General features: G+C 40.9%; 11 protein-coding genes. 4 read left to right on the top strand and 7 right to left on the bottom strand.

Annotated elements, in window-relative coordinates; all coding sequences use genetic code 11:
* Positions 1–30 precede the first annotated feature (30 nt).
* The 3 genes from H5079_RS11550 to H5079_RS11540 all read left to right on the top strand — a co-directional run bounded on the left by H5079_RS11550 (position 31) and on the right by H5079_RS11540 (position 3,164).
* Positions 31–240, top strand: coding sequence for a cold-shock protein (locus H5079_RS11550; protein ID WP_011329604.1), 210 nt, complete (start codon positions 31–33; stop codon positions 238–240).
* Between the two features lie 271 nt (positions 241–511).
* The gene (rnr, locus tag H5079_RS11545) at positions 512–2,761 is read left to right on the top strand and encodes a ribonuclease R (protein WP_182684135.1); all 2,250 of its coding nucleotides are present in this window, start codon (positions 512–514) and stop codon (positions 2,759–2,761) included.
* A 157-nt stretch (positions 2,762–2,918) separates the two neighbouring features.
* Positions 2,919–3,164, top strand: a complete 246-nt coding sequence (locus tag H5079_RS11540; protein ID WP_172459242.1) for a DUF3297 family protein — start codon at positions 2,919–2,921, stop codon at positions 3,162–3,164.
* Positions 3,165–3,247: 83 nt separating this feature from the next.
* Here H5079_RS11540 and H5079_RS11535 read toward each other — a convergent pair whose 3' ends face one another.
* The 3 genes from H5079_RS11535 to H5079_RS11525 all read right to left on the bottom strand — a co-directional run bounded on the left by H5079_RS11535 (position 3,248) and on the right by H5079_RS11525 (position 7,347).
* Positions 3,248–4,552 (bottom strand): DEAD/DEAH box helicase, encoded by a 1,305-nt coding sequence (locus tag H5079_RS11535; RefSeq protein ID WP_182684134.1) that lies wholly within the window; start codon positions 4,550–4,552, stop codon positions 3,248–3,250.
* Positions 4,553–4,701: 149 nt separating this feature from the next.
* Positions 4,702–6,522 carry a glutamine--fructose-6-phosphate transaminase (isomerizing) gene (glmS, locus tag H5079_RS11530; protein WP_011329617.1) on the bottom strand — a complete coding sequence of 607 codons (1,821 nt, stop codon included), beginning with the start codon at positions 6,520–6,522 and terminating at the stop codon, positions 4,702–4,704.
* Positions 6,523–6,582: 60 nt separating this feature from the next.
* Positions 6,583–7,347, bottom strand: a complete 765-nt coding sequence (locus tag H5079_RS11525) for a DeoR/GlpR family DNA-binding transcription regulator (RefSeq protein WP_041454627.1) — start codon at positions 7,345–7,347, stop codon at positions 6,583–6,585.
* Between the two features lie 158 nt (positions 7,348–7,505).
* Between H5079_RS11525 and H5079_RS11520 the strand changes: the two genes are divergently transcribed.
* On the top strand, positions 7,506–8,033 hold the full coding sequence (locus H5079_RS11520) for a sugar O-acetyltransferase (RefSeq protein WP_011329619.1): 528 nt from the start codon (positions 7,506–7,508) through the stop codon (positions 8,031–8,033).
* Between the two features lie 87 nt (positions 8,034–8,120).
* Here H5079_RS11520 and cobU read toward each other — a convergent pair whose 3' ends face one another.
* From cobU to H5079_RS11500, 4 genes are all read right to left on the bottom strand, one after another.
* Positions 8,121–8,648: a bifunctional adenosylcobinamide kinase/adenosylcobinamide-phosphate guanylyltransferase gene (cobU, locus tag H5079_RS11515; RefSeq protein ID WP_182684133.1), complete on the bottom strand. Its 528-nt coding sequence runs from the start codon at positions 8,646–8,648 to the stop codon at positions 8,121–8,123.
* Positions 8,645–9,469, bottom strand: a complete 825-nt coding sequence (locus tag H5079_RS11510; protein WP_182684132.1) for an adenosylcobinamide-GDP ribazoletransferase — start codon at positions 9,467–9,469, stop codon at positions 8,645–8,647. Before H5079_RS11510 ends, cobU begins: the two co-directional genes overlap by 4 nt.
* A 1-nt stretch (position 9,470) precedes the next feature.
* Positions 9,471–10,532 carry a nicotinate-nucleotide--dimethylbenzimidazole phosphoribosyltransferase gene (cobT, locus tag H5079_RS11505; protein ID WP_182678604.1) on the bottom strand — a complete coding sequence of 354 codons (1,062 nt, stop codon included), beginning with the start codon at positions 10,530–10,532 and terminating at the stop codon, positions 9,471–9,473.
* 90 nt (positions 10,533–10,622) lie between these two features.
* Positions 10,623–11,243, bottom strand: coding sequence for a histidine phosphatase family protein (locus H5079_RS11500; protein WP_231613526.1), 621 nt, complete (start codon positions 11,241–11,243; stop codon positions 10,623–10,625).
* Positions 11,244–11,706: the final 463 nt, after the last annotated feature.

Raw genomic sequence — 11,706 nt, 5'->3', positions numbered from 1 at the left:
CACTTATATTAATTTTTTAGGATACATATTATGTCTAATACAACTACTGGTTCAGTAAAATGGTTTAACGAAGCAAAAGGTTTTGGCTTTATCGAGCAAGAATCTGGCGCAGACGTGTTTGCACACTTTAGTGCTATTGTTAGCGACGGTTTCAAAACTTTAGCTGAAGGCCAACGTGTACAGTTTACTGTTACTCAAGGTCAAAAAGGCCCACAAGCCGAAAACATTGTTTGTATATAAACACTGTTAAATAATACGCTTTAGTGTATTAACAGCTCACATATAATTAATTTGTCTGTGAGCTAATTTTTTACCACTTACATTAAGTAATTGGTATTACTAAACATTTAAAATTGAGTATGTACTATGCAGCTTAATTTATTTTCGACTCACTGTTCGAGTCAGTCTCGCCTTATGCTTTATTCCACCTTATCTTTATCAATCTTAAGTCTTTTATATTCCTAGTTTGTAGATACACAGTAAAAGCGCTGGGCGAATTTAAGAGAGTTTTATGAATTTGAACCCAACCGCACCATTATCATCACCAATTTATGACAACCCGATCCCGGGTCGTGAATTTATTTTAAGCCTTTTTGGCAAAGTGAAAAAAAACCTTAACCGTGAACAAATCGCGCATGCCTTAGAGCTAAAAAATGCTGAGCAAAAAGAAGCCCTCAGAAGGCGTTTACGCGCCATGGAACGCGATGGCCAACTTATGTTTAGCCAACACAAAGGTTACCAAGTTATTGATCAAGCCTTACTTGTGAGTGGTGTAATTACCCTACATGCAGATGGCTTTGGTTTCGTTAATTATAGCGCCAGCGAAAAAGATTTATTTATCGCTAAGAACCAGTTAGCTCACGTATTTGAAGGCGATATAGTACAAATACTACAAGAAGCCGCTAGTCATAAACGCTCAAACAATAAATTAATAAAAATTATTGAGCATAAAACCACCCATTTAGCCGGTATATTAAAGCGCCAAGGCACAGACTACGTGCTAGTAGCCAATAACACAAAATGCCCACAAAAAGTGCAAGTAGCGCAGTGCCAATTAGCAAACACCAGTGTGGGCCAGTATGTAAACACTAAAATTACCCAGTACCCTACTTTTCGCCATGCAACTCAAGTGCAAATAACCGAAGTACTTGGTCTGCCTCACTCTGCAGGTATGGAAACAAAGCTTGCGCTGCGTCGTCATGGTGTTGCAGATAGCTGGAGCAAGGATTTACTAGCACAAGCAAGCTCACTTGGTAATGAAGTAACCGAGCAAGATAAATTAGCGCGTGTAGATTACCGCTTGTTTCCGTTTGTTACTATTGATGGCGAAGACGCAAAAGATTTTGACGACGCCGTATACTGCGAAAGAACAGAGCAAGGAAACTGGCGTTTACTGGTCGCTATTGCCGATGTGTCGCATTATGTAAAACCCAATGATGTGTTAGATATAGAAGCGCAGCAACGTGCCACCTCTATTTATTGCCCGGGACAAGTTGTTCCTATGCTGCCAGAAGCATTATCAAATGGCCTGTGCTCGTTAAACCCACATGAAGATCGCCTAGTATTAGTGTGTGATATGACCATTAGCCAAGATGGTCAAGTGACTCAAGCTAATTTTACAGAGGGGCTGATCCACTCACATGCAAGGCTAACCTACACACAAGCACATGCTGTCATCGCTAAACCTAGTTCTAGCTCAGCTAAACAATTAGCCGAATTGAATGCTGATGTGTCGCCACTGATTAAAAATTTGCATTATCTTTATTTAGATTTAAGCGCAGCGCGCAAACTTCGCGGCGCTATTGACTTTGATACGCAAGAGCTCAAGCTTAATCTGAATAAAAATCAAAAAATTACCAGTATTGAGCCAATAGAGCGCAATGACGCACACCGCATGATTGAAGAATTTATGCTGTGCGCTAACGTGTGTACCGCACAGTTTTTAGATAAACACCAAATCCCCGGATTATTTAGAGTACATGCAGGGCCACAACAGAAAAAGCTACAAACGCTACGGGCGCTACTGGCCGAAAAAAGACTGCAGCTTGGCGGCGGTGATAAGCCAACGCCAGCCGATTACAATAAACTACTAAATAACATTAGTCAGCGCAGCGATGCCAGCGTGATCCGTACTTTATTACTGCGCTCACAATCGCAAGCCGAATACTCGGCTAATAACCAAGGTCACTTTGGCCTAGCATACGATGCTTACGCTCACTTTACCTCGCCAATTCGTCGCTATGCAGATTTAGTAACCCATCGTGCAATTCGCGCCAAAATTCAGGCTAAGCAGCAAAATGGTTTACAGCGGGCGATAAGCTTCTTAAATGTGTTTGCTAATAAAGCGTCTAACGTTAGCAAGTTAGCTAAAAAGGCATACCCTTATAACCTTGAAAGTATAGAAACATTAAGCTTGCATTGCTCAGCACAATCGCGCAAAGCCAACGATATTAGCCGTGAAGTAGAAAGCGCCTTAAAATGTAGCTATATGGAAAAATACCTTGGCGATACATTTACCGCCACTATTAGTGGTGTATCAAGCGCTGGCTTTTTTGTTGAGCTAGACTGCACAGGCGTTGAGGGTTTAGTAGCGGTGAGTAGCTTCAGCCAAGGTGAGTTTGTATTTAATGCTGCCAAACAACAGTGGAGCAACAGCAAACAAAAATTTACTATTGGTGAGCGTGTGAATGTGACCTTAAAAAGTATTGACTTACGCCAACGTAAAATGAGCTTTTCACTGGCTAGTTTAACGTTTCATTAATTGCAGACAAGCTGCACTGTTAGTTATTAATTTAAACCGCCGCGCTTAACTGTGAAATTTAATAGCTAACTTTATTAGCATTTATTGTTGTCGTGCTTGAGCATAACACCTGTATTGCCTACAATAGCGCACTATCTATTCAATGCAGATCACAATTATGACTGATACAAATAAACCAGAGTTACCAGACCAACTTTCGATTAATCCACGCAGCAAGTTTTATGTAGAAGAAGTATTCGAACATGAAATTGGTGTAACTCTGAACGGCAAAGAGCGTTTTGACGTTGAAGAATACTGCATCAGCGAAAGCTGGATCAAAGTTGCCGCACCTAAAGCGCTAGATCGTCGTGGCCAACCATTACTTATAAAAGTAAAAGGTACTGTAGACGTATTTTATAAATAAAATACTGATGCAGCACAAAGAAGCCGACGTAACGTCGGCTTTTTAGATCAATGTTTACTCTAATTACTTAACTTGAACTCCGGTTACTTAGATTTACCTCGCCAACCAGCCCAAACATCGTCTTCAAGATCTGCTTTTTTGTTCTTTTTCTTGCCCGTGCCTTCGGGTTTTGCCATTGGCTTTTCGTTTTTAAGCGCCTGTGCGGCATCAACATTCGCTTGGTTCACTGCAAAGCCTGCCACTTGCTCGCGCTCAAGACGTAGTTTGTTTTTCTTCTCAATTATTTTAAAGTGATGTAAATCTTCATAATCAACTAATGAAAGCGCTAAACCCACTTCACCTGCACGGCCGCTGCGGCCAATACGGTGCATATAATCAGCAGGGCTGCGTGGTAGATTAAAGTTAATAACCACTGGCAGCTTTTCAATATCTAAACCACGTGCTGCAATATCAGTTGCTATTAGCACTTCAATTTCGCCTGCTTTAAACTTTTCTATTACGCGGGTACGTTCACTTTGACCTTTATCGCCATGAAAAACTTGTGCATTAACACCGCGCTTTTCAAGCTTTTGCGCTAAGTGTTCACAATCTTTTTTAGCATTAACAAAAATCAGTGCTTGGCGCCATTTATGGGTTTTAATTAAATGCGCTAAAACAGTGGTTTTCTCGCCTTTATTAACGCTAAATACACGCTGTACTAAAGTGCTTTCGTCTTTGCTTTGAACTTGTATTTCAACAGGGTCGTTTAATAAATCTTGTGTTAATAGCTTAACTTGCTCTGGGAAAGTTGCTGAAAATAACATAGTTTGTTTTTTAGCAGGCATTAACGCTAATAACTCAGCAAGCTCTTCGGTAAAGCCAAGGCTTAGCATACGGTCGGCTTCATCAAGCACGAGTGTATTTAGTTTATCGAGCTTAATAGCATTGCTTGAGATTAAATCGAGTAAGCGCCCTGGTGTTGCCACTATAATATCAGCGCCACCACGAAGTGCCTGCATTTGTGTATTAACCGATACACCACCAAACACAGCAATCGTTTTAATTGCGCCATTAAAGTTAGCAGAATACGATTTAACGCTATCGGCTACTTGAGTAGCAAGCTCACGAGTAGGTACTAAAATAAGCCCCGTTACAAAGTTACCTTTGCTGGCTGCGCTTTTACTACCTTGTTCAAGGAACATTTTTTGTAGTATTGGCAGCGCAAACGTTGCTGTTTTACCTGAGCCTGTATTTGCCCCAGCAATTAAGTCACTGCCTGCAAGCACACTAGGTATAGCCTTAGCTTGAATTGGAGTAGGTTGGGTATATTCCAAGTCGGTTAAACGAGCTAATAGCTCTGGAATAAGGCCAAGTTCGTTAAAAGTGCTAGGGCTTGTGGCTGAGGTCATAAAGGTGTGGGCTCATTGCTAAAAATTAGCCTGCAATTTTAGCGTATTTAACGCTTATTAAGTAGGGGTTAGTGATTTAAATCGCATTTAGTTACTGGCAAAAAAAAGACGCTTTCGCGTCTTTTTTATCTTATAACACTAACTTCTTGTTATTCAACAGTAACAGATTTAGCTAAGTTACGTGGTTGGTCAACGTCTGTGCCTTTAATTACCGCTACGTAGTACGACAGTAGCTGTAATGGTAAGGTGTAAACAATTGGCGCAATAATATCGTCAGTGTGATTTACGTTGATAACACGCATGGTGTTGTCAGATTCAAAGTGAGAATCTTTATCTGCGAATACGTAAATAATACCACCACGAGCACGTACTTCTTCTACGTTTGATTTAAGTTTTTCTAGCAGTTCGTTATTAGGTGCTACAACAATAATCGGCATGTCGGCGTCAATTAGTGCTAGTGGACCATGTTTAAGCTCGCCTGCAGCGTAGGCTTCTGCGTGAATGTACGAAATTTCTTTAAGCTTAAGCGCGCCTTCCATTGCAATTGGGTATTGCGAACCACGACCTAAAAATAGTGAATGTTGCTTGTCGGCAAACTCTTCTGCTAACTCGGCAATGCTATCTGCAAGCTGTAAAGTTTCTTCTAATTTTGCAGGTAGTACTTTAATTGCATTAACAATTGCGCTTTGATCAAGGCCTTTTTCTTGCGCTATAGACGCAGTAAGCATTAACAAACCAACTAATTGCGTAGTAAACGCTTTAGTAGATGCTACGCCAATTTCGGCGCCGGCTTTGGTCATAAAGGCAAGGTCTGATTCGCGTACAAGTGATGAGCCAGGTACGTTACAAATGGTCATTGACGCCATGTAACCTTGTTGCTTTGCTAAACGCAGTGCAGCAAGTGTATCGGCTGTTTCGCCTGATTGTGAAATAGTTACTAGTAGGCTTTTTTCGTGTACAAACGACTGGCGGTAGCGAAATTCTGAGGCAATTTCTACATTACAGCTTACGCCTGCAAATTGCTCAAGCCAGTAACGTGCAACCATACCCGAATGGTAAGACGTACCACAGGCAATAATTTGTACGTGTTTTACATCTTTAAATATTTGTTGTGCACTGTCGCCAAAAGCGTCAATTGCTACGCGGTCGTTGTTTAAACGCCCTTCAAGGGTATTACGTACAGCAAGTGGCTGCTCGTAAATTTCTTTTAGCATGTAATGGCGGTAATCGCCTTTGCCTGATGCATCTTGAGTGATGTTTGATTCAACCACTTCACGCTCTACAGCGTTGCCATCGGCATCAAAAATTTCTACTGTGTCACGTGTAATACGTGCTACGTCGCCTTCTTCTAAAAATATAAAGCTGCGAGTAACCGGTAGTAGTGCCAATTGATCAGAGGCAATAAAGTTTTCGCCTAGGCCTAAACCTATAACAAGTGGGCTGCCTGAGCGCGCTACAATAATTTCGTTGCTGTTGTCTTTATCAAATACAACTGTACCAAATGCACCTTCAAATTGCTTAACGGCTGCTTGTACTGATGCGAGTAAGGTTTTGTGTTGCTGACGAAGCTGATGAATTAAATGCACCATTACTTCAGTGTCGGTGTCTGATAAAAATTCGTAACCGTCGCCTTTAAGTGCGGCGCGCAAGCTTACGTGATTTTCAATAATACCATTGTGTACTAGTGCTAGCTGGCCGCTTGAAACATGTGGATGTGCATTGGCTTCAGTTACACTACCGTGAGTAGCCCAGCGAGTGTGTGCAATACCTGTATGGCCGCTAACACCTGATTGCTCAAGTGCTGATTCTAGGTTTACTACTTTACCAACTGCTTTTACAGTTTTAAGGGTGTTGCCATCAAGCAGTGCTACGCCTGCTGAATCGTAACCACGGTACTCAAGGCGTTTAAGGCCTTCAACTAAAATTTTATTTACTGGACGTTCTGCAACTGCCCCAACTATTCCACACATAGTGTCTCCATTAATTTTTTAAATATTTGCCCGCTTATAACCTGAATTCAAGTTAACGGGCTATTCCATAATCTCTGCACAAATTAGTTTTACACCACATTCCTCAATTGCTTTGCGTTTATCATCTGCTAAGCCATTGTCGGTTATTAAGGTGGTTACTATTTGCCACGGTAATTCTAAATTTGGGATTTTTCGGCCAATTTTATCTGATTCAACCATCACTATAACTTCACGTGCTGCTTTTGCCATTACTTGGCTTAAGCCAACTAGTTCGTTAAAGGTAGTAGTACCGCGCTTTACGTCTATGCCATCGGCACCAATAAATAGCTGATCAAAGTCGTAAGAGCATAGTACGCTTTCTGCAACTTGCCCCTGAAACGATTCTGAATGCGGATCCCATGTCCCGCCGGTCATCAATAATGTTGGCTCGTTTTCGAGCGCTAGCAAGCGATTAGCAACTTTAATAGCATTCGTCATTACAACTAGGCCTTGTTTACTTGCAAGCTCTGGGATCATTGCTGCTGTAGTGCGCCCGCTATCAATAATAATGCGGTTATGATCTTTGATCAGTGCGGCTGCAGCCTTGGCTATAGCCACTTTACGCTTAGAATCAATCTCATCGCTTACTATCTCTTTTGGTAATGCAATAGCTCCACCATAACGGCGCAGTAACAGGCCACTTTTTTCAAGCGCAGTTAAATCTTTTCGAATGGTCACTTCTGAGGTTTGAAACTGCTCAGCTAATTTTTCCACGACCACTTCACCAAGCTCATTAACCTGAGCCAATATATTGTGACGTCGTTGCTGGGTGTTTCGTTTGGTCATAAGTGATATGCAATTAAGTTTCGTTTCGAAAGATGCGCAATTTTAAACGAAACTAGTTAAATGGCAAGTGAACGAGCAAAAATAAAGCAATTTAATCAAATTATAATAAAACTTAAAATACGGTAAGCTAGGGGTAATAGCCGAATAAAGTAAAGTATATGCAATTATTTAATAGTATCAGTAAAGAATATTTAACTCAGCGTAAGCTCGCCGGCGATATCTGCCGTTTATTTAATAAAAGCCCCAGTAAGGGCAATTTAAAGCGTATTAAAAGCTTATTTTTTGATTGCGGTGAAGAGGTAATTATTGAAGCAGGGTTTCACTGCGATTATGGTAGTACACTTATTATTGGTGATCGTACCTTTATAAATATTAACTGCACCATTTTAGATTCTCCGCTACCTGAGTCGGCCATTAGTATTGGTAACGACTGTTTAATAGGCCCTAATGTACAATTGCTAGCTGTATCTCACGCGCTAGATCCGCAGCAAAGATTAAGTAAAGAAAACTTTAGCCAGCCAATTAGTATAGGTAATAATGTATGGGTTGGTGCAGGCGTAATCATTTTAGCTGGAATAACTATTGGCGATAACGCCGTTATTGGAGCGGGCTCGATAGTAACAAAAAATGTGGCAGCCAACACCGTGGTGGTTGGAAATCCTGCGGTTAAAGTTAAAGATATTTGAAGCAGTAATTCGTTAAAAACAACCTACAAAGCCTACTCTGCAGGTTGTACAATATATAACTAAGCAGTGTGTTTCTAAAGGAGGGGTTTATTGTTTATTTTTTAATGTAAGCGCTAAACCCGCCATAATAAACTCAACTTGGGAAACCTGCGCAGCTAATGTTTGATGTAACCAGCCAGATTCGTCTACAAATGTACGGCTTAATTCGCCAAGCGGAACTATACCGTGCCCCACTTCGTTACTTACAAAAATAACTTGCCCTGGTAAGCTTTTAAGTTGAGCTAATAACTCAGCTTTTTGCGTTTGCCAGCAATGCTTGTCGCTATGGCATAAACAGTTTGTAAGCCATAGCGTTAAACAATCTACCAATATACAGTTGTCAGCTTTACTATGGGCTTTAAGTAGTTTGGCAAGCGCTATGGGCTCTTCAACTAATTGCCAGTTTGCTGGGCGGTCTTTTTGATGGCGCGTAATACGTACTTGCATTTCATCGTCATTAGGCTCTGCAGTGGCCAGATAAATCACCGATTTATTACTCTTAATCGCTAACTGTTCTGCAAAACAACTTTTACCACTGCGAGCACCGCCTAAAATAAGTGCATGGTTGTTGCTCATAATAAGCCCACTAAGGTTAAGTAAATAATCACCTCAGATAACTGCTGCGCCGCGCCTAAACAATCTCCAGTATAACCACCTAGCTGGTGCTTAAACCAGCGTACTAATACACTGCGTAAAATGAGCAACACGGCAATAATAATCACCGCTGTTTGCCATACAATAATATGTAAGAAAATTAAACTCAGTAATAAAATTACTGCAGTGAGCGTTAAAATAGCTAAACTGTTAAACGACAAATACATAGCTATAGGCTTAACTTTTGAGGTGGCATCCTCACTCACGTAATCCATGCTAACAATTAAACTGGTTGCTATTACCCGACTTAAACACTGACCCAGCAATATCGCAGTTATAATGGCTGTGAGCGAAGTACTAAGTAATACTAGACTCTGAAACTTAATCAGTAATATTATAAATAATGCCGCAGCTCCATAAGTACCCAAACGGCTATCTTTCATGATAGTTAATTTTTGCTCTACCTGCCAACCGCCGCCAAAGCCATCCCACACATCAGCCCAGCCATCTTCATGAAACGCGCCAGTTAATAGCAAGCCAAAAGCCATCATTAATAACACACTTAAAGACGGCGGTAACAACAGCTGAAAAACACAGTAACTAAGTGCCAACAACCCACCAAGTAACAAACCTACTAATGCAAAATAGCGACTGGCTTGATTAAGGTGAGTATTAGTAACATTAAAACGCAAAGCAACCGGAATGCGGGTTAAAAAGCTAATCGCCAATAATACTAACTGCCACTGCGTGACCTTGGTTTGTAATTTATTATTTGGGGTATCTAAAAGTGAACTGTCACTCATATTATACAACCTGCTCAACACCGGCATCCGCAAAGCTTGCCATGTGGTTATAAAAGCCAAGAGCGGCTTGTAGCAAAGGTAAGCTCAATGCTGCGCCAGTGCCTTCACCTAAGCGTAAATCTAATTGTAGCAAGGGTTTAACTTCAAGCTTGCTTAACATTTGTTGATGGCCTTGTTCATTAGAACAATGAGCAAAAATTAAATACTCTTTTACTATAGGGTTAATTTTAATCGCAACCATAGCCGCAGCACTACAAATAAAGCCATCAACAATAACGGCCATACCTTGCTCTGCCGCCGCTAGCATTGCACCGGTAATATGCACAATTTCAAAGCCACCCACTGCAGCAAGCAGCGCTATTGGATCAGCCAAGTGGGCTTTATGCAGTTGTAATGCTTGCTCAACAACATTGATTTTACGCGCAATTAATTCGTCACTCACGCCAGTGCCTCTACCCACACATTGCGTCACAGGTAAATTTAATATTGCTGCCATAATAGCTGCGGCACTCGTGGTATTGCCAATTCCCATCTCCCCCATAGCCAATGTATTACAGCCTTGTTGTTTAAGCTGTAAAACCAGTGACTTAGCATTACTAAACCCTTGCTCTACTTGCGCAGTGCTCATGGCCATGTGTAAGTTAAGCGGGGCGGTTATATTACCAAGTCGGCAATCATGTACCTTGCTAGCAGGGCTTTTTTCTAATATACCGCAATCAACAACCTCAAGTTGCCAGCCAAGTTGCTGACAAAATATATTTATAGCAGCGCCGCCAGCGACAAAGTTAGCGACCATTTGTGCAGTTACTTCACTCGGTGCAATTGATACTCCTTGCGCTGCAATCCCATGATCTCCAGCAAAAACAACTAAAGTAGGGTTACAAATCTCAGCTTTAAATGCAGTAAATTCAACGTCACTCTTTATCGTTTGAGATAGTATTTTTACTAACTGTAATGCAATCAGTTCAAGCTGACCTAGTGCCCCTAAGGGTTTGGTTTTATTATTTATTTTATTGTGAATAAGGTGGTCAAATTGATTATTCAAAGGGGCTATTTTAAACATTGTGTAGCAACTCACGTTTTCAAAAAAGTAAAAAGATAACTGCTAAATCCCACAACTGATATCGTTGTGATAAAAGAGGATCAGGCGTTTTTAAAAAATAATTTTAGGCCAAGCTTGGCCATTTTCATCAAAAAATATATCGATACAAATAACCTTGCCATAACCCACAGTAAATATATTTTGATAATTTAACTGTTTTGGCACCTGACAAATAATAGCGAGTAATTGCTTTATTACTCCTGCATGCGTAATTACAAGTTGTGAGCGAGCACCTTGGCAAATAGTATTAACTAATAATTGCTGCCACCACGTTGTTATGCGCTGATAAAAATGAGCCATGCTTTCACCGTTAGGTGGCGTCACGAGCCAAGGGCTTTGCCAAAAGTCACCAATTGTCGGTGTTTTAGTATGCTGCCACAGTTCATCATAGCTTTGGCCATCCCAATCACCAAAGTTAAACTCTTTAATATCGTCGGTTATATTCAGTGGTATTTTATTAAAATCACAAAATTGCCGAGCAAACTCACTACAGCGCTTTAAAGACGATGAGGTAACTAAATCAATATTTGCTAACCTGCCACAGGCGATATTTAACTGCTCAAACCCTTTTTTACTCAATATAAAATCGGTATGCCCCGCTAAAACATCTTTAGTCGTAAGCTCACCATGTCGCAGTAAATAAACTCGGCTAGAAAATGCTGTCATGCTCATACAAGTCTAAAATAAATGTACTTTGAGTTTATCAGCATAGTATTTTTTTATCTTTGAGTTTTACTTATTAATGACTTGAATTTTACTTTTCTGCAGACGTAAAAAAACCGATTATTTTCAATCGGGCTATCTCGATTTGGAGTCGGCGCGCTACTTCGTAGCGACAACGCAGTAGAATGTCGTAAGTGCCCACAGCGGTGGAGAGTCACAGTGCAAATGCACCACATTCATTGGCTAGTGGTGATGTTTTTATGATTTGAGTGTCGGGTGTCGCTACGCTCGCCCGACTTACGTGTTAGGGGATGTGAGTGTGCATTAATTGTACGAACTTCACTTTCCTGCAGACGTAAAAAAGCCCGACTATTTCTAGTCGGGCTTTCTACAATTTGGAGCCTGGCAATGTCCTACTTTCACATAGCAAATGCTACACTATCATCGGCGCTGTTTCGTTTCACTACTGAGT

It is taken from the genome of Pseudoalteromonas sp. SG44-5 (assembly GCF_014164175.1).
In the GTDB taxonomy this organism is placed as follows: Bacteria; Pseudomonadota; Gammaproteobacteria; order Enterobacterales; family Alteromonadaceae; genus Pseudoalteromonas; species Pseudoalteromonas nigrifaciens.
Note: the sequence above shows the minus strand (reverse complement) of the source record. Positions and strands in the feature narration are given on the sequence as shown.